The organism is Streptomyces sp. NPDC041814 (assembly GCF_055590565.1).
The window spans coordinates 1-17103 of record NZ_JBVJAM010000020.1; the positions used below are offsets into that span (position 1 = coordinate 1).

Below are 17103 nucleotides of genomic sequence, written 5' to 3' on the forward strand. Positions count from 1 at the left end.
GACCCCAAGGGATCAGCCGTCGACATCGTCCAAGCCATCGGACGGGCGCTGCGGCAAAAACCGGGAGAGGGCAAAATGGCGACGCTGATCGTGCCTGTCTTTCTCGCTCCGGGTGAAAAGCCGGAAGACATGCTCACCTCCAACTCGTATCGGCCCTTGGTAAAGGTATTGGAGGGGCTTCGGGCGCACGATGAACGTGCTATCGAGCTGCTGGCCATTCCCCAGGAGCAGCAGAAGGCGGTTGTTGATCCGTCGCCTCCGATCGGTCCGGAACCGGAGGAGGGCCAGGAGGACACGCGGCCGCTGCTGCGGTTCGCAGCCCCCAGGGACCCGGTCATGATCGCGAAGTGGGTGCGGTTCAACGTCATCAGCACCGAGCGCCAGGACTGGCAGCGCGGCTACGACGCCGCCCGCCGGTACTTCGAGCGCGAGGGCGACCTGGACGTGCCCTACGAGCACACCGAGGGGACGTATCCGCTCGGGAGGTGGCTGTCCGACCAGCGCCGCTCCTACCGGGCCGGGACCATGAACGGTGAACGCGCCGACGAGCTGGAAGAGCTCGGGATCGTGTGGGACACCGCCGACGCCGCCTTCGAGGAAAACCTCGCCGCCGCGCGCGCGTACTACGCGGAAGCCGGGACACTGGCCGCGCCCCGGCACGCCACCGCCCTCGACCGGCCCGTCGGGCAATGGCTCACCAACCTCCGCCGGCCAGGCGGACTCGGCAAGGACACCGACCGCGCCCGACGGCGCGCGGAGCAGCTCGCCGCGATCGACCCGGACTGGAACCCGCGACTGCTCGGGTGGACCGTGGACTGGCAACGCTGCTACGTCGGGCTGCACGCGCTCCTGGAGGCCGGGAGTGGGCTGGAGGACGTGCAGCCCGGGGTTACGTACCGGGGCGACGACATCGGCCGCTGGGTGGCACGGCAGGCGCGGGACTGGACGCAGCTGAACACGGAGCAGCGACGAAGGCTGGAGGAGCTGGGGGTGCGGCCACGGGCGGCTGTACGGGCCCGTGGGGGCGCAGCCCGAGGCACGGCGACAACCGGAGTCGGGAAGAGCTCTGAAGCCTTCCAACGCGGTGTAGTAGCCCTCCGGCAATACATCGCACGCGAAGGCAAGAGCACCGTCGGACGCCAGCACATCGAAGAGCTACCCGACGGAACGTCGGTACGCCTGGGCGTGTTCCTCAGCAACCACAAGAGCAGGCGCGACCGGCTCAGCGAGGACCAGCTCGCCGCCCTCGCCGGCCTGGGGCTGGAGTGGGCGGCGTAGGTGTGCGGGTCGAGAAAGAAGAGCGAGATCTTTTGCGACGGACCCTGTCGTGGTGGCTTCACCGCAGGATGACGTGAGGTGAGCGCCTTGAACATCTTGGGAGGTGGCACCGCAGGCAGCATTGGCGAGCCGCGCGGCGGAGCTTGGCCGTGCTGGTTCTGGGTGTTGCATCCTGACGGTCACGGCTTCTCCAGAACCAGTGCGGCTGTCACGCCGGCATGGGCTGCCCTCCGGCCGGCGGCACCTCGCCACCGATCTCCGCGAAGTAACCGCGCAGGCAATCACGAATTCTGGCGAGATGGTGGTCGACGTCCGCCTTGCTGACAAGGTTGGGAGCTGTGTCTCCAGCCTCGAACGGCGCCCGGCTGTCAGCAAGGTCGGGGGTGACCCAGCTAAGGATGTTGAGGAGTTCCGGCAAGCGGTCCTGATCCGTGATCATCTCTCCGAGCTCCTCCAGCATCCCGAGTATCGAGACCTCGTCATACGAGGGCTGTTCCGGAGATGTCGAGGTGCCCCGCGCGTCGAGGTGCCACTGAACGCGCTGGAACTCAGCGCGCGGCAACGCGTGGAGGAACCGGTAGTAGGCCCGCTTGCTGAGCACCTGGTGTGCTTGCTCCTGGTCCTGTTGCGTCTGCAGCTCGATCAGCGTGGCAACCTGCTCGGACAGCTGCCGGACGGTATCAGTGAGCTCGTCGATCTGCAGCTGAACGTCCTGTGTTCCGCTGCTGGTCCGCGCCGGCCGGACACGGGCTTCGTTGGCCCGGTGCCAAGCATCCATCCATGGTTTCGCATCCTGGCCACAGGCGCGCACCACGGATTCCAGCGTGCTCTGCTGCGGAAACCTGGCGCTGCCCTTCGCCATGGCCCGGACGGTGTTCTCCGAGACCCCTGCCAAGCCACCCAGCTTCTCCGGCGCCATGCGGGTCTGCTCAAGCAGCATCCGCAGTTGCGCCAGCAGCTGATCGCTGGTGGCCACGGCCGCTGGGTCTGCCACAGCATCTCCCTCAACATCCGCCAATGTTGCGCTGATCCTAAGAGCCAGCCCTGCCCTGAGCAGGGGGTTTACCCAATACAGACCAACCTTCTGCGGGGCAGTTCACTCTGCGTCTCTTGAGGTCCCGCTGCCGCTGAGCTGTGTGCACCCGTCCACCTCTCCTCTTCTGGAGGCGCTCACAATGCTGCACGACCTGTACCTGGAGATCGCCCATGGCCTGCTCGCCGAACTCCCCTCTGCCGCCGTGGTCGCACTCGGCACCACGCTCACGCGCTGGCTCCGGAGCCGAAGCACCAAGGACCGGAAGCCGCAGTAACAACCCCGATGGCGCAGAAAGCGGCGTATCGCTTCGCCGTAGTCTTGAACGGGCCGGACCGTGACTGCGGACATTGGCAGGCCCCGCCTGAGAGGGCGGGGCCTGCTGTGTGACTCGCGGAATCTAAGTGTGACCCGGTGCGCCTCGCGCGGCAGTCGGTCTTGGGAACCTCTGGTTCTCGTCCGGGCTTCGTAGGGCTGTCAGCGCCCTACCTCCAGGCGCTGTGGTGCGGGTCCCAAGTCCCCTGGGCTGTGTTGTCGAGCAGGGGGTTGATAAACGCTGCAGCGGCCTGTGCCGCTTCGGTGAAGGTGCCGCACCCGCGGAGGCCGACGACCAGGGCTGCCTGTTTGGGGTAGCCGCTGGGCCAGTCGGTGCCCGGTGCCTCGAAGCCGACTGGGAACACGACGGGGGTGCCGCTCTGCCGTCGGCGTTCGGCCTCACGGTGCAGAGCCTGAGCGACGTCCGGTCCTGAGACGGTCTCCTGCTGGCTGATCAGGAGTAGGTCGGCCAGGTCACGGTAACGGTTGGAGCCGAACTGGGCATTGTCGCCGTGCCGCTCGTACATGGCGCAGATCTTGTCGGCGATGTGGTCGATGACGGGGTAGAGGCGAACGTCGGGCCAGTCGACAGGCCACTCGATGTCGACGGCGGACTTTAGGGTGCGGACTTCGGGGGTGCCGGAGAGCGTCCGGCCGACAACCAGGTCAACCTTGATGTTGGTCACTTCGGATGTGCCGCAGAAGACCTTGAAGTGCTGCGCGCCGCCTCGGCCCTCCTCGCTGTGGCCGTCGAACTTGGTCGGCATGTAGCGGAGGAAGTCACCCAGGTCCATCCCGGCTGCGTCGATCACCAACTGGCGTGCTTCCTCGACGGTGAGCTCGGGGTGAGCGCTTTGGAGGTCGATGTCACTGCTGAGGCGGGCGGCGCCGCGGTATCGGACCAGCAGGGCCTGGCCGCCCTTGATGAGCCAGCCGTCGCGGTCCTTGGTGAAGACTCGGGCCGCGAGACGGTTGAAGTAGTAGATCTTCATGAGGTCGGAGAGACTCATACCAGTCTGCTTGGACATGTTCTTCGCGGCATGCTTCAACGCCGTCTGAAAACCGGATGGACTTGCGTAGGTCTTGCCCATGGATCGCCCCCCTGGCGTGATGGTTCAAGACCGCCGACTCTACGCCCGGGGTGCCCCCCCCCCACCCCAAAATAAGTAGGTCAGCCGCTGGTCTGCCCGTCTGAAGAGCTGTCGCCAGGGTGGTCTTTCTGCCAGCTGGCGTCCCTTTCAGGGGGCCGCGATGGTTGCTGGTTCTCGGCGAAATCGGCTGGGCCCTCCACGGCCATTGGAAGCGCAGACGGCGCCACCACCTCGCCGAGCGCCCGCAGAACACTAGGGTCAAGCCGCAACGCAGCTGCATTCTGCGTCACCTCGCCGAGCGCCCGCAGAACACCAGGGTCAAGCCGCAACGCAGCTGCATTCTGCGTCACCTCGCCGAGCGCCCGCAGAACACCAGGGTCAAGCCGCAACGCAGCTGCATTCTGCGTTATGGTGCGGCTGATCTGCTGAAGCAGCTTATCCATACCTGGCTGCCCAATTCCCGTGAGACCGACCATGTGCGGGTTATGAGCCATCAGATGCAGAGCTGCGGTGAAGCCTTCCTCGCTGGCGCGGGCGATCTCTTGACGGTGCAGGCTCTCGCCAGCCTGTTCTACAAGGTGGTTGATCAGGTCGCGTCCGGAAGCGCTGGCTTTCAGCCCGTACCTGCGGGCGTACGGTTGCACTTGCCGGGCAAGGTCGTCGAGGGAGATCAGATCGCGGCGGTTGGCGTCCGCGATGACTCCGCCGATGTGGCCACCGTCGGCCTTGGCTTGTAGCAGGTCGGTGATAGTGCGAGGGACAGTGGTCGCGGGGAGCCCGTCGACGATAGTGATTTCCTCTGGGCGCAGCGATGCGGTGCGGAGCCGGACGAAGGGTTCGTTGGTCGTCCGGCGGCGGGGCACGGTGATCTCTACGTCGGGGGCGGGGATGTCACCCAATTCGTGCAGTTGGCACGCGGAGGTGTGGGAGACGGTGCCGGAGTCAGGATGGCCGGCCTGTCGGTCCCAGACAAATACGGTGGGCTGTAGGCGCAGCCAGGCGGCCTTGATGTCCAGGTGGCGTGGTCTGCCGCTGGCAGTCAGGAGATAGACGCTGCGGCTGACGTTGTCCAGCAGCCCCGCAGCGGTCAGCCGCAGCAGTTGCACAGGGGTCAGGCCGAGCACCTTTGCCTGAGCCGTGGTGATCAGGCCCCACTGATCGGCGGCAGGGCCCGAGAGCATAGCAAGCTGGTCGGCGCGGTCCATACAGAGATGGTTACACACTTTGACAGTGATAGTAACTCCCAGGCGCAACTATCTCTGCAATATGCGCGAGTCAAGGTGAAATAATCTCTGCACATGTACGCCGGGATGTGACCGGGGATGGTCGACCCCAACCCCGCCCCTGTGCCAGGTCTGCCCTACCCCGAGGCGGGCGGCCGCAGCGGTCTTATCGGGAACCAGAAAGCGGAGTAAGCCTCCGTTACTTCGCTGTGCGCGATCCTAAGGTCCGCCCCGCTTCACTCTGGATTCAGATCACTCAGTCGGTGGCGTCATGTAGTCCGGTTCGCGCACCTCGATGTCATTGACGGTGATGCCGTACACGCGCGCCAACTCCTCCAGGCGCTCTTCCCGGATCTGGAGCGGCTCCTCGGTGTCAATCCATCCGAGCCACTGCCCGGTGATCCGGTTATGGATCATCTGTCGTGTTGCCGCGTTGCCTTGCTCCACGCCGGCCTCGTCCACGGTGAAGCCGGTCCCGTCGGCTGCCGCACCGGCACGCCTTTTGCACTGCTGGACGAACTCTTGTGAAGGTCGCACGGTGCCTTCGTGGAAATAGGCCGCCAGGGCGTCACGCCCATCGGACGCCTTGCGGTTGGACTCCTTGCGGGCGGGAATCCCGTGATCGTCAAACTTGGCGAGGGCGCTGGCGAACTGCTCTGTCGGGCCGTAGAGGTACACAATGACCGTTCCTCGTAGGTCATCCGTATCCATGGTGTGAGCGTACTGGTGACCGGCCCTGTTCTACTGAATCACGGGTATGGCAGCCGGGGAAGCGGCATGGGGGCGGGCACCGGGCTCGTGCAGCCGGCCCGGTCGGGCGGGCGGAGGCGGGGATCCGGCATCCTGCACACGGGGTGGAGTCCATCGGGCGGAACGGCCCTCCGGTGGCCGCTTCGTTCCTCACTGGTTGCGGCTTTTTCCCCTGCCCTGGTCGGGCCGGTTCGCGTGGTGGTGCTGCTGGTCGGTGGGCTTGACCGCGTCAGCCGGCTGCTCGGGCTTCGGCCGGTCCTCGATGGCGCGGCGGCGAATGCTTGCGGCTTGCGTGTAGGCGGCGAGCCGGTCCAGGTTCTTCGGGGTGCGCAGCCACGTGGCCGGATCGATCGTGCGGCCTGCGAGGTCTTCCTCGGGCATCGCGGCCTGCTGGTGGGCCTGGACGGCGGCGGCCCGCTGGGCCGGGGTCAGGGCGGCATCCCGGCCGGGGTGGTCGACGGCGTGGGGAGCCGATGCCGTCGCGCCCTCGATGTCGCGGTGACCGGCGGGTACCCAGGCGGCCGAGGTCGTCGCCTCGGTGGCGGCGGTGTCGGCTCGGATGCGGGCGTCGCGGATCGCGTTCTGCACGGCGAGGCTGGCGACGCGGGCGCGCTCGTAGCGGCTGGACTCCCGCGGCGGTGTGCCTTGGGCGGGGGCGATCCACCACCGGTGCGGCAGGGGGAAGTCGGCGGTGTAGGTCATCCGGTCCGGTGCCGGCGCCCCACGGCCGGGCTTCGTGACCGTGTGACGCCGGGAGTGGCGGAGCAAAGCCCGGTCGGTGATGGAGTCATCCATGCCTCGGGGAGGCGTGATGCCGCGCAGGGTCTCCAGCAGGTGCCGGCGTGCTTCGGCCAGGATGTGGCGCCGGGAGAACTTCTCGCGGACGGTGAAGACGACCGCGGCGACGTCGATGGCGGCGAGCGCCACGTCCACGGCAGGATCCACCCGCGCTCGGATGGCCGCCCCGGCTGCCCGGCACCTGTTCAGGAGGCTGTCGATGAGCTGCTTGCCGAAGCGGAGGATTGCGGAGGCGCGCCACCACGCGAGCAGCTGCGCGAGGGGTTTCGGGTTTTTCTTCGCGGGCCGGGTCTCCTGCGCCGCCCACCAGCCCAGTCCGTGGCGGCCGCGGTCGCCGGGCAGGTGTCCGTGGTCCTTCACGTACTGGTCGGTGAGCGCTTCCAGGGCGTTCTCGATGCGTCGGCGGCGGGAAGCCGACCAGTTGATGAGGTCCTCGGGCACTCCGGCGATCTCCATGACCGGGCGCAGGCCCGGCGTGACGTCGCGCGGCACGGTCGCCAGGCCCAGGGTTTCGCACACCTCGGTCGTCATGGTGAGGGTGTAGAGCGTGCCTGCGGCCGCGACGTGCTGGTGGAGGCGGTAGGTGTCCAGGGCGCCCCAGGCCGGATCGCCGTTGGTGCCTGGGCGTTGCACGCGGTTGAGGATGAGGCAGTGCTCGTGCAGGAGCGGCAGCCCGTCGCGGTTGTCGAAGTGCCGGAAGGCGGCGACCACGAGCGCGGGTGTTTTCGCGCGGCTACGGCCTGATGCCCACCGGGTCTCGGCGACCTCGTCCTCCAGCCAGCGCAACGCGGCATCGACGGCCCGCTCGTGGGCTCGCTCAATGACCCGGCGCACGGTGGCGTCGCCCAGCGCCCACAGCACAACCAGTGACGCCTGTGGCCGGAAGGTGAAGTCCAGGCCGAGCACTGGAGTCTGCTTGCGGGCCTCGGTTTCCTCGATCGGCTGCCCCAGCACCGTCAGCCGACGGGCCGTGGCCGCGTCGACGCCGTCGTCCAGGAGGCCGCGCTCGATCCGGTCCGCGTCCGAGTGCCGGCCCTCACCGAACAGCAGCTCCAGCTGACGCCCGGACACCACGCCGCCCTCGGTGAGCCCCAGCCCGCGCAGACCACGCCCCAGCCACCTCCCCGGCGGGAGCCCGGCCACCTCCTGAGCGCCCTTCAGTGACTGGCCGACCGGACGGTGGCCGTCCCCGACCGCGACTCCGCGTATGTAGTACCGCCACGCGTTACGCCTCTGGATCTTCGCGACACTCAGCATCACCCGAGCACACACCCGCTTTGACCTGCGGAAAAGGGCGATCCCGTGAGGCGGGAGAGTTCACCGGAATTTCACCGCCGATCCCGCCGGGCGGGCAACCGGAGCAACGCCGTGCCCGCCCGGCGGACACCAGCCAGGGCATGTAAATGCTGCGCGGCCCGAGTCCCAGAAGGGCTTAGCACTTCTTCGCGGCTTTCGAGGGCGCGTCTTGCAACCTGCTCAACTCACGTCTCGATCGCCCGAGTGACTGCCTCCGCAAGTTCGGTTGAGCCCGTTCCAACGGACAGAATCCCAGTCAATACGTTCAGCCAGGTGCTGAGCTTGTCCAGCAGCCCGGCTTCTCGAAGCCCTTCCCTAGCCTCGGGGCGTCGCACAACTGCGCCAAGGACAGCATCGAGCTCGTTCTCAATCGCAGCGCGTCCCCCGACTCGTACGAGTTGCACGGCCTCCAGCATCTTGCGCAGGTGGGCAAGCAAGAGAAGTCGGATGTCCGCGTCAACGTTTGCCTCCATGACTTGGTCCATCAGCCCTGTGATCAGTGTCTGAATCTGGTCCAGTTCACTGTCCGAGAGTGCGGGAGACGCGCTAGCGCGATGCAACATACGCGAACAGGAAGCAAGATCGCGGACGGCGCCGCTGAGAGGGACATTCCCGCCGGGAGCGAACTTTTCAAACATGACCTGAAGGGAGTGCCTCAGAGTGAGCTCTCGCATGGCTGCGCGCAGCCTTGGCACGCTCTCAAGCAGGTGCTCCCGTTCTTCTTCGTCGTCAGCATGCTCCGTGACGGCTTCGATAACTTCGTCAAGGAGACGGGTGACATCGGCTATTACCTGGAGGCCAGCAGGGGAGTCCGGCTCGACGCCGAGGAGCGCGCAAACAGCCGCCCACGACTGCTGTTGCTGTTTTTGCTGGGTCGGATGCGCACTGTGCAGGTCCATGAGCAGGTCATGCAGGCGGGCGGCAGGGTTGTCACGCAGCTGAGTCATGACGCGAGATTAGCCCCGGCCAGGGGCTATGCGGCCTGGGTTTGTCCGGTCCCGGCACGACGGAGCGGCGTCCCGCGGGGCAGTGGCCGTCACCGACCATCACTTCGCAGAAGAGTTAACGCGCCCCCTCCACCCGGACGGAGCACCGAAGCATTGATCACCGGGCCATGGAGCACCAGCTTTGACCTGCGAAAAGGCCCGATCCTGGGTCCTCCCCGCCGGGCGGGAGGCCATCACCAAGTCTTTACCGCAGCGCCCACCAGGCGGGCCGTCCCAGCGACCGCGACGGAAAGCCCTCACGCGCACTCTCCCGCCTATGACCATAACCAGAGCCGAAATGCCGCCGCTTCACCTCGACCTGTGAATCGTGCGAATACTCGCGACGACCGTCGCGGGGCGCACGCCGACGCTCGGGTCAGGACTGCCGCCGAAAGGGTCGGTGTTCAGGGCTAAGACTGCGGTGCCCCGTGCTGGCTACGAAGGGCATGCATAACTCCAAGCGACCTCGCGGGTGTCGCCAATCGCGGAGGTGTCCGGGCCAGAATGGTTGTGTCGGCGGCGTGCGGCGGCCAGGTGTGTCCTGACAGCTGCGGGCTCAGTGCCGGTCACGGTGGCGATCTTGTCGACGCTCAGCCGGAGCTCCTCGTGGAGAAGCAGGGTCTCCTCCATAGGGGTCAGGGCCCGTCCGCTTCGGCGGGCGACGGTCTGGGTGTGGCGTTGCCAGGCCCAGGCGGCGGGGTGGGGCTCGCGGACGATGGAGCTCCAGTGGCTGGCGATGAGGTCGAAGAGGTGGGAGACGGCTACCTGTGCTTCCTCGGGGGTGAGGCGGGCTTGGGCGTAGTCGCGGTAGGCGGGGCGGTGGAGGTCGTAGAAGGCGTAGAAGGAGTTGGTGAGGACGGCGGGTGGGGCTGGTCTCATGGCTTTCTCTTCGTTGTCAGCCGAACGCGGCGGCCTGGATGGTGGTGTGCGTTTCGGCGGTGGAGTAGGCGTCGCGCCACAGCGGCCGTGTGATTTCGGGCAGGCCCTGAAGGGCAACGGTGAGGTGCTGAACGACGTGCCACTGCGGAACGCCGGGCCCTTCGAGGGCTTGGCGCACGTCGGCCGAGATCAGGGGGTGCTGGACCGAGGCGAGGATCTCGGTGTCGCTGGGGGCGCCGGCGGCGTAGTGCAGGGCGCGCAGGTAGGCGCGCAGGAAGTCGACGTGATCGGTGGCGGGTTCGATGCCGTAGGCGGCGTGCCACAGGGGCTTGAGCAGGTTGAGGTCGCTGCGGCATCTGTCGGCGATGTCGGTGACGTGCTGCAGGGTGACGTCGCGTTCGCCGGAGAGCATGCGGGAGACGTAAGAGGGGTCGATGTTCATGTGCCGGGCGAGGGCGCGCTGGGGGACGCGGGCTTCCTTGCTCATGAGGGTCAGGGCGCGGGCCAGGCGCTGGCGGGGCTGGCGCAGCAGGTCCTTCGTGGTGGGGGTGTCGTCGGTCGGTGTGGTGGGGGCGGGCCGGGGGATGCGCAGGGGGCGGGTGCGGATGGCGAGGTTCCGGTCGATGGTGCGGGGGTTGTACTTCTTGCGGATGCGGTCCTCGCTGAGGTGGAGGTGGGGGGTGAGGTCGCTGAGCGGTTTGCCTTGGGAGCGGTGGCGTACGACGAGGGCCTGGGTTCCTTCCTTGGCGAGTCCGGCCAGGGCTTCGAAGAGGCCAAGGAGTTCAGCGTCGGTGGCGGTGGGGTCGAAAGCGCGGTGCAGGAGCGCGTCGGCGACCGTGACCGCGTCCTCAGCGATGTCGCGGACTCGCTCGGTGCAACGGGCAGCCCGGTCCGGGTCGGTGGCGGGGCCCTTGCGGGGCGGCCGGTGGGGGCCGGGGTGCGAACGGATGGACACTGGGGGCCTCTTTCGGGGTGCGGGGGCGGGCATTTGTGCCCGCCCGTCTTGCTGGCGCGGTGAGAAACCGGACGGATGCTGTGGGGCGAGGGCCGGGGCCCTGGCCCCACAGCATCAGCGGGTCAGCGGCGGCTGAGCCGGTGGCGGACCAGGAACGATCCGTGAGACGCCGTCAGGAAGAGCGCCAGAAAGGGCAGCGCCCCGGGCGCGGCGAGGCCCGGGATCATGAGCAGGGTGGTGCAGAGCATGCCGGTGGGCAGGCTTCCGCGGACCATGACAGTAGTGACATCCCATCGCGGGGTTTCAACCATGCGCGGAGCAGGGATGATACGTTCACGGCTCGGTTTCCGCGCAGGTGCTGACGCATCGGCGGGGAGACGGGATCGACGTCGGTTGGACACGAAGGGGTTTCCTTCCTTCAGGGTGTCGAGCAGTCGTTGAGGAGCAAGCAAGGCCCCGGTGAGGCGACCAACCAGAAGCCGGGGTCTTTGCCTGCCCGGCGAGAACCGGGAATCGGACAGTACTACCAAGCGCAGCCGTTCGGTGCCACAACGTAGTGCCGTGGGCATGGATACCCGCCACTTTCCCCACCGCCGAACCAAGTAGGAAGCCGGTCGGAAAAGGGAACAGCCCGGTCAAAAAATGTCACCCAAACCGGGCATCCACCCCAATCCACCGAAACCGCTACTCATAAAGTGCGCCCGCGCGCTCCACCGCCACCCCGCGCTACGCCCGCACTCCCCCTCCGCACCGCCGGGAAACAGCCCCCGACTTGTCAACAAATAGCCGATGCCTCCAGCCTGACGTTCCCTCGAACAGGTGAACGCCCCTTACCACCGGCACATGCCTGCCTCTCCCAGTCGCCAGAGAGCGCTCCCGCACCAGCGCGGTTCGGCGCACCCCCTATCACCGCACGCTGCGCCCCCTCCGCATTCCCTGCAGCGAGGACCGCCGCGCCTCGCAGAACGGAAGAGGGGGAGGTCGTTGTCAGAGGCCCTGCTTAGGGTGATTGGCAAGATCATCGGCATGGTGTGCCGAGAGCGCTCAAGCGAGGGGCGGGGACGGGATGGCCTGGTGGAAGCGTGTGCCGGGAGAACGGGTGCAGTGGCTGCTTGAGCCGTTGGTGGGGGTGGGGCCGTTGCAGTTCGGCATGACGCCCTGACGAGGTGTCCGCAGCTCTGGACGGGGCGATTGCCCCTGTTTCGCAGGCGCTGGACAGCGGTGACGGGTGGGGCAGTTACCACGGCTGGGGTGTGACTGCGGTCTTCAGGAAGGGTTCCGGTCTGGTCGCCGTGGCCGTCGACGCGATGGAGGGACCGTTGGTACGTCTGCGGGATGTGGAACTGATCGCCCGGGCCCCCTCCGCGGTCCGCTCAGACCTCCACGCCCTCGCACACCAGGAAGGGGCTTCGGTGCGGGTGAACTGGAGCGGCGATCCGGAAGTCGCGGCGTGGGGCGTGTCCATGGGCGCCACTGGCGAGCTCGGCTTGTCGTCCGGCCCCGAGAAGTACCTGGAGCGCCGGGACTCGATGATCAGCGATGCCCTGTTCGTGGCCGCGGATCTGGCCGACGACCCTTACGGGAGCGCACCGGTCATGTACTGGCGGGACGTCCGTGAAGCAGCGCCGAACGCCGGTGCCTGGCCGGTGAAGGCCGAACGGGACCGGCCGCGCTGGGACTGGACGCCGCTGGAGCGCGTCGGCCCTCTCCACTTCGGAATGAGCCCCGATGAGGTGGCCGCCGCGTTGGGTGAAGAGCCGACCGCCCGGCACGGCCGGTATCCCTTCGGGCACCCGTGGGAAGGGCACGGCCAGTGGATCCTGCACGAGGACCGCTTCGACACCACCGGTGTCACCGCGCACTACGGCGGCGGGCGCGGCATCTACCCCCTCCTCGGTGCCGTCACCGTGCACGGCCGCACCGGACCCCAGATCGAGCACGCCGGCATCCGCTTGATTGGCCGGCCCCTCACCGCCGTCGACGCAGCCCTGCTCCAGCATGCCGAGGAACAGGAGCAAGGCCTGATCTATGGCTGCAGCGGCGACCTCGGGCTGGACGGCCTCAACATGTACGTCCGCCCCGCCAGAGCCGGCGACACCGTCATCAGCGAAGCCCGGTTCTGCCGACGCGGGTGGGAAGACCACGGCTGACGCTCCCGGGTGAACACCCAGCGAACCGGCCCGCGGGGCGACCCCAAAGCCACTACGAAGATCACGTTCAGTCCGCGTTCCCGCCGGTCCACGTGCCACGCTGTTCACAGGCGCGCCGGTCAGGGATTCGCTCGGTGCTGGTCCGTCATGCCCGGTGCACACCCGGGCCACTCAATCGAGTGATGGGCCATCAGGACATCAGCTGAGCTGGGATTATGGTCGCCCATCAGCTCCGACCTGCTGGAGTGCCCCGTGACGCTGCGCCGCCTCGGCTTCCTGTCCGCCGCTCTGCTCACCACTACCGTCTTGACCGCCTGCACCGCCGAAACAACGAACGCCGACGACCCGAAGCCCGCCACCACCGAGCCGGGCAGCACCAACCCCTCCGGCGCGCCAGGCGGAGCGCCGGACGAGGCTGGCCTTCCTCTGGTGGACGCGATCAAGAAGATTCCCGTCGCTGCGGAGAAGCGCACCGGGTACGAGCGGGACAGCTTCCGGCACTGGGTCGACGAGGATGGCGACGGCTGCTCGACCCGGCAGGAAGTTTTGCTGTCCGAGGCGGTCAAGGCTCCGGCGCAGGGGGCGCGGTGCGCCCTGACCGGGGGCAGTTGGCTGTCCTATTACGACGAGGTCGAGGTCATCGACGCGCGGAAGCTGGACATCGACCACATGGTGCCGCTCGCCGAGGCGTGGGACAGCGGCGCCTACGACTGGACCCCCGAGCGCCGGCAGGCTTACGCCAACGACCTGACAGCCGAGCGCTCCCTGGTCGCGGTCACCGCGAAGACCAACCGCTCCAAGGCCGACAAAGACCCGACGGCGTGGATGCCGCCCGCCGACTCCGCCACCTGCACCTACCTCGTCGACTGGACCGCCACGAAACTGCGCTGGGGCCTGACCGCCGACGAAACCGAGCAGAAGGCGCTCCTCAAGAACGCCGAGCCCTGCACCGACTCCGTCGTCCAGTACAAGACAGCCCCGTAACCGAACAGCTGCAGGCCGCCCCGCCACTCCCCCACGCTGGCGCGGGGCGGTCCGCTCCGGAAACCCATCGCACCGGGCCCGCTCAGAAGCGACGTGCGTAGCGGTGAAGACGCGTACGGGTCTCGGACTCGGTGAGCCCGAGACCCGTGGCGATCTTGTCCCAGGACTGGTCGTTGGCCCGGGCCGTGTGCGCGGCGACCGCACCCGTCTCGGTGATCGTGGATTCCAGGGTGGCGACGATTCTGAGGGCGGCCAGGGGTGCGTCGTCGGCCAGGACGTCCAGGCGCTCCCGCAGCTGGTCGAGGAGAGCGGTGACGTCCTCGGGGATGGGGACGCTGCGGTGCTCGACGTCCGTCATGTGCTGCTTCCAGTCGTCGTGCGGCCCGCTGGTGTCGTACCACTCCGGGCCCTCGGCGGCGACCTGCTGCCAGTCGACGGGGTGCAGGGTCGTGCCGCGCCATCCGCAGGAGCACGCTCCGCGCAGCGCGGATGCCTGCGGGGCGTTGCGGGTGTGGCCGTCGTAGACCCACCAGTCGCTGGTCTCGTGGAAGTGTGTGCCGCTGCCCAGGTCGAAGAACACCGGCTTCGGCTCCGTGCCATCCGGCAGCACGGCGCCCGGACGCCCCCGGTGCGAGGCGCCGAACTCCTCTTCGGTGTGCCAGTCGAACTCGGTTTCCTCCACGACCCCACCCTCTTCTCTCACCACCCACACTCGTAGGCGTGGTGCGCTTTCCGTTTCCTGGTCTCGACCCTGCCCGAGCCCGGCCGCCGAGGAGTACCAATCACCCGAACCGGTGACGTCAGACTCATGGACCGGAGGGTCCGGGGCCGAGGCACGTGGGGCCCAGCGTTCGTCTCTTGCGGGTGACTGCGTGTCCGGGACCGTAACCGTGGCCGGGTGGCGGACGTCTGGCAGGACATGGAAGACCACACGGGCTACGTGGACATCGTCGCGGCCGACGAGGCAGCCGTCCTGCAGATCGCCGACCTCCTCTCGCGGACCTGGGCATCGAGCGGGCCACCACTGCTCCGGCACGTGCCCGAGCAGTCGGCCTTCACGGGGCGGGTCCACCTGGACACGTCACTGCCTGCCCCGGGGCGGGTACGGGTACTGCCCGCCGACTGGGTTCGCTACGCCTCGCCGCCGTGGGGCGGGCGGCTGGAAGGAACGAAGCCGACCTGCCTGCGCCGGCGAAGGGATAACCGGGCGTGCGAGCGGCAGGCGGCGGAGTGGCCGCGGGGATACGGTGCGGACGATCCGGGAGCGTGCTGGTCGCACCTGAGCCAGGAGGAACGGGAGGAGTGTCTCCGCGCACGGCAGGCATACGAGAACGCGTTCTGGGCGCTGAAGGAGCAGCACCGACGAGAGGCCGGGCATGGCCGGGACGAGCGGTGCAGCGGATGCTCCTGGTCGCCGGCGGCGGGGCCCCAGCCGACGTTCTGACGGGGCCATCCAGGTGAGCGTGTGCCTCGGGTCGGCGTGCCCTCGCAAACTGAATTCGAACAGTCGTACTATTCGAGTGTGTCCACGTACGACTTCCCCCAGGACCTGCGCGACGCGCAGCTCGCTCTTCACCGCACCCGTGCCGCCTACGACGAGTACGCCAAGACCTTGCCGTGGTCGGCCGAGCCGCTCCCCGGCTGGGAAACAGACGCGCAGCCCCAGTCCGGCTACCGCTCCGCCAAGCCCGACAGCCCCGGCTACACCCCCGAGCAGCGCGAGCAGGTCGCCACGTACCGGGCCGAGCTCCTGGAGCTGAGCGCGACCGTGTCGACGCACCCGTACTGGGCGCAGCTCGGCGAGGGCGTGGTCGCGGCGCGGATGGCGCTCAAGCACGCCCACGAAGAACAGCCCGCCGGCGAGGCGGGCTGAGCATCGTGTCCGGGTCCGGCTCGATATCCGCGTTGGAGAAGTGGCGTGCCACGCGGGAGTACCTCGCCTGGCAGCTGCGCTGCGCCGACCAGCGCGTCCGCGAGCTCGAAGCCGCGGAGGAACAGGAGCGGCGGAAGGCGGCGCGGGAGCGGGAGCAGGTCACGTTCAAGATTCAGCCGCAGCGCTCGCACGAAGGCGCGCTCCTGCACCGCGGAAACTGTGGCCTCTACAAGAGCCCCTTCGGCTACATCAGCGCCGACGACGCGGCCGTCGCCCTGGACGAGCCGGACATCGAGGCGTGCCAGATCTGCCTCCCCGAGGACGCGCTGCCGCCGGTATGACCCCGTCGGCCGGCGCCGTACCGGGGGGCGCTTTCGGTCAGCGTCAGGATGCGGAGCGCTTCTTCGCGGACTTCGAGGGTGTGGTCTTCTTCGCCGTCGTCTTCTTGGCGGCCGGCTTCTTCGCGGGGCTCTTCTTGCGGGGCCGGATCTCGTGGACGGTGGCGTCCTCGCCGCTCTCGCCGCGCTTCTCCTTCGCCGCGGTGACGGAGGCGTTCAGGGCGGCCATCAGGTCCATGACCTTGCCGGACTCCCCCGCCTCCCCGTCCTCGGCCGGCTCTGGTCGCTCCTTGCCCTCGGACTTGGCCTCGATGAGCTCTTCCAGGGCGTCGCGGTAGCGGTCCCGGAACTGGGCGATGTCGTCGGTGGTCATGGACTCGGCGAGCTGGACGGCCTGCTCGATCTCCGACTCATCCACCTCCACCTGTCTCGGCGCGAGGGATTCGGGGCTGCGGACCTCGTCGGGCCAGTGCATCGCGTGCAGCACGATGGCGCCCTCCCTCACCTGCAGGAGCCCCAGCCGCTCACGGCCGTGCCACGCCCATTTGGCGATGGCGACTTTGTCGGAGCGCTCCAGGGCCTTGCGCAGGAGGGTGTAGGGCTTGGCAGCGACCTGGCCGTCCGCGCCGAGGTAGTAGCTCTCGCCGATCCGTACCGGGTCGATGGTGTCGGCTTCGACGAACGCGACGATCTCGATCGCCTTCGCGGTGGGCAGCGGCATCTCCTGCAGCTCCCGGTCGGTCACCGGGACGACTTGGTCCTTGGAGACCTCGTAGCCCTTGCCGATCTCCTCCTGCGACAACTCCTTCTCGTCGAGCTCGCAGACCTTGCGCGTACGGACCCGGCCCATGTCCTCCAGGTGCACCCTGCGGAAGTGGATCGAGTGATCCTCCGTCGCACTGATGATCTTGGTAGGGATCGTGACCAGCCCAAAGCTGATCGCCCCCGACCACAGCGGCCTCGGCATACGCACCTCCAGGCCCCCTGACAATCTGGAACTGATCCGCAGCTGATCAACGCGGCGAGCACGCAGACCAGTCCGCTAACCACTTCGATACTTACGCGACTCGCCACCCCTCGCACGCTGGGCAGCGCTGCCCCCGAATGTTTGATGTGCTGGGCAGTCGCCGATGCCGCAAGCCCGGGCCGAACTG

Annotated in this window: 18 protein-coding genes; 7 read left to right on the plus strand and 11 right to left on the minus strand. The window is 68.0% G+C overall.

From position 1 onward, the window contains the following. A partial coding sequence (locus ACZ6C6_RS33805) for a helicase associated domain-containing protein (RefSeq protein WP_469208536.1) occupies nt 1-1278 on the plus strand: 1278 nt, incomplete at its 5' end. Nucleotides 1279-1486: 208 nt separating this feature from the next. Here the strand turns inward: ACZ6C6_RS33805 and ACZ6C6_RS33810 are convergent. Then, on the minus strand, nt 1487-2254 hold the full coding sequence (locus ACZ6C6_RS33810) for a helix-turn-helix domain-containing protein (RefSeq protein WP_469208538.1): 768 nt from the start codon (nt 2252-2254) through the stop codon (nt 1487-1489). Between the two features lie 199 nt (nt 2255-2453). Here ACZ6C6_RS33810 and ACZ6C6_RS33815 point away from each other — a divergent pair, with 199 nt between their 5' ends. Beyond that, nucleotides 2454-2588: a hypothetical protein gene (locus ACZ6C6_RS33815; protein WP_469208540.1), complete on the plus strand. Its 135-nt coding sequence runs from the start codon at nt 2454-2456 to the stop codon at nt 2586-2588. A gap of 208 nt (nt 2589-2796) precedes the next feature. Here the strand turns inward: ACZ6C6_RS33815 and ACZ6C6_RS33820 are convergent, their stop codons facing one another. The 8 genes from ACZ6C6_RS33820 to ACZ6C6_RS33855 all read right to left on the minus strand — a co-directional run bounded on the left by ACZ6C6_RS33820 (nt 2797) and on the right by ACZ6C6_RS33855 (nt 10879). Continuing rightward, complete coding sequence (locus ACZ6C6_RS33820; RefSeq protein ID WP_469208542.1) at nt 2797-3717, minus strand: nucleotidyl transferase AbiEii/AbiGii toxin family protein; 921 nt, start codon at nt 3715-3717, stop codon at nt 2797-2799. A gap of 80 nt (nt 3718-3797) precedes the next feature. Then, entirely contained in the window at nt 3798-4922 is a 1125-nt protein-coding gene (locus ACZ6C6_RS33825) for a type IV toxin-antitoxin system AbiEi family antitoxin domain-containing protein (protein WP_469208543.1), read from the minus strand. A gap of 270 nt (nt 4923-5192) precedes the next feature. Then, nucleotides 5193-5651, minus strand: coding sequence for a hypothetical protein (locus ACZ6C6_RS33830; RefSeq protein WP_469208545.1), 459 nt, complete (start codon nt 5649-5651; stop codon nt 5193-5195). 189 nt (nt 5652-5840) lie between these two features. Continuing rightward, entirely contained in the window at nt 5841-7745 is a 1905-nt protein-coding gene (gene mobF / locus ACZ6C6_RS33835) for a MobF family relaxase (protein ID WP_469208547.1), read from the minus strand. 224 nt (nt 7746-7969) lie between these two features. After that, a complete protein-coding gene (locus tag ACZ6C6_RS33840; RefSeq protein WP_469208549.1) occupies nt 7970-8731 on the minus strand; it encodes a hypothetical protein in 762 nt (253 codons plus the stop codon). A gap of 474 nt (nt 8732-9205) precedes the next feature. After that, nucleotides 9206-9649 carry a hypothetical protein gene (locus tag ACZ6C6_RS33845; protein WP_469208551.1) on the minus strand — a complete coding sequence of 148 codons (444 nt, stop codon included), beginning with the start codon at nt 9647-9649 and terminating at the stop codon, nt 9206-9208. Between the two features lie 16 nt (nt 9650-9665). Then, a complete protein-coding gene (locus ACZ6C6_RS33850; protein ID WP_469208553.1) occupies nt 9666-10604 on the minus strand; it encodes a helix-turn-helix domain-containing protein in 939 nt (312 codons plus the stop codon). Between the two features lie 122 nt (nt 10605-10726). Further along, complete coding sequence (locus ACZ6C6_RS33855; protein WP_469208555.1) at nt 10727-10879, minus strand: hypothetical protein; 153 nt, start codon at nt 10877-10879, stop codon at nt 10727-10729. 891 nt (nt 10880-11770) lie between these two features. Here ACZ6C6_RS33855 and ACZ6C6_RS33860 point away from each other — a divergent pair. Together ACZ6C6_RS33860 and ACZ6C6_RS33865 are read left to right on the plus strand one after the other, a co-directional pair. Then, entirely contained in the window at nt 11771-12754 is a 984-nt protein-coding gene (locus ACZ6C6_RS33860) for a hypothetical protein (RefSeq protein ID WP_469208557.1), read from the plus strand. Between the two features lie 252 nt (nt 12755-13006). Next, nucleotides 13007-13738, plus strand: a complete 732-nt coding sequence (locus ACZ6C6_RS33865; RefSeq protein ID WP_469208559.1) for an HNH endonuclease family protein — start codon at nt 13007-13009, stop codon at nt 13736-13738. A gap of 82 nt (nt 13739-13820) precedes the next feature. On the opposite strand, the gene ACZ6C6_RS33870 is transcribed toward ACZ6C6_RS33865, so the two are convergent. Next, the gene (locus ACZ6C6_RS33870; RefSeq protein WP_469208561.1) at nt 13821-14420 is read right to left on the minus strand and encodes a hypothetical protein; all 600 of its coding nucleotides are present in this window, start codon (nt 14418-14420) and stop codon (nt 13821-13823) included. Between the two features lie 216 nt (nt 14421-14636). Here ACZ6C6_RS33870 and ACZ6C6_RS33875 point away from each other — a divergent pair, with 216 nt between their 5' ends. The 3 genes from ACZ6C6_RS33875 (at nt 14637) to ACZ6C6_RS33885 (ending at nt 15952) form a co-directional block, all read left to right on the plus strand. Beyond that, a complete protein-coding gene (locus ACZ6C6_RS33875; protein ID WP_469208563.1) occupies nt 14637-15182 on the plus strand; it encodes a hypothetical protein in 546 nt (181 codons plus the stop codon). 78 nt (nt 15183-15260) lie between these two features. Further along, the gene (locus tag ACZ6C6_RS33880) at nt 15261-15611 is read left to right on the plus strand and encodes a hypothetical protein (RefSeq protein WP_469208565.1); all 351 of its coding nucleotides are present in this window, start codon (nt 15261-15263) and stop codon (nt 15609-15611) included. 32 nt (nt 15612-15643) lie between these two features. Next, on the plus strand, nt 15644-15952 hold the full coding sequence (locus tag ACZ6C6_RS33885; RefSeq protein ID WP_469208567.1) for a DUF6233 domain-containing protein: 309 nt from the start codon (nt 15644-15646) through the stop codon (nt 15950-15952). Between the two features lie 43 nt (nt 15953-15995). On the opposite strand, the gene ku is transcribed toward ACZ6C6_RS33885, so the two are convergent. Then, a complete protein-coding gene (ku, locus tag ACZ6C6_RS33890; RefSeq protein WP_469208569.1) occupies nt 15996-16916 on the minus strand; it encodes a non-homologous end joining protein Ku in 921 nt (306 codons plus the stop codon). Nucleotides 16917-17103 lie beyond the last annotated feature (187 nt).

Coding starts and splice junctions, on each gene's coding strand:
- ku (WP_469208569.1), bottom strand. CDS start 16,916: ATGCCGAGGCCGCTGTGGTCGGGGGCGATCAGCTTTGGGCTGGTCACG.
- ACZ6C6_RS33855 (WP_469208555.1), bottom strand. CDS start 10,879: ATGGTCCGCGGAAGCCTGCCCACCGGCATGCTCTGCACCACCCTGCTC.
- mobF (WP_469208547.1), bottom strand. CDS start 7,745: ATGCTGAGTGTCGCGAAGATCCAGAGGCGTAACGCGTGGCGGTACTAC.
- ACZ6C6_RS33820 (WP_469208542.1), bottom strand. CDS start 3,717: ATGGGCAAGACCTACGCAAGTCCATCCGGTTTTCAGACGGCGTTGAAG.
- ACZ6C6_RS33815 (WP_469208540.1), top strand. CDS start 2,454: ATGCTGCACGACCTGTACCTGGAGATCGCCCATGGCCTGCTCGCCGAA.
- ACZ6C6_RS33830 (WP_469208545.1), bottom strand. CDS start 5,651: ATGGATACGGATGACCTACGAGGAACGGTCATTGTGTACCTCTACGGC.
- ACZ6C6_RS33825 (WP_469208543.1), bottom strand. CDS start 4,922: ATGGACCGCGCCGACCAGCTTGCTATGCTCTCGGGCCCTGCCGCCGAT.
- ACZ6C6_RS33845 (WP_469208551.1), bottom strand. CDS start 9,649: ATGAGACCAGCCCCACCCGCCGTCCTCACCAACTCCTTCTACGCCTTC.
- ACZ6C6_RS33840 (WP_469208549.1), bottom strand. CDS start 8,731: ATGACTCAGCTGCGTGACAACCCTGCCGCCCGCCTGCATGACCTGCTC.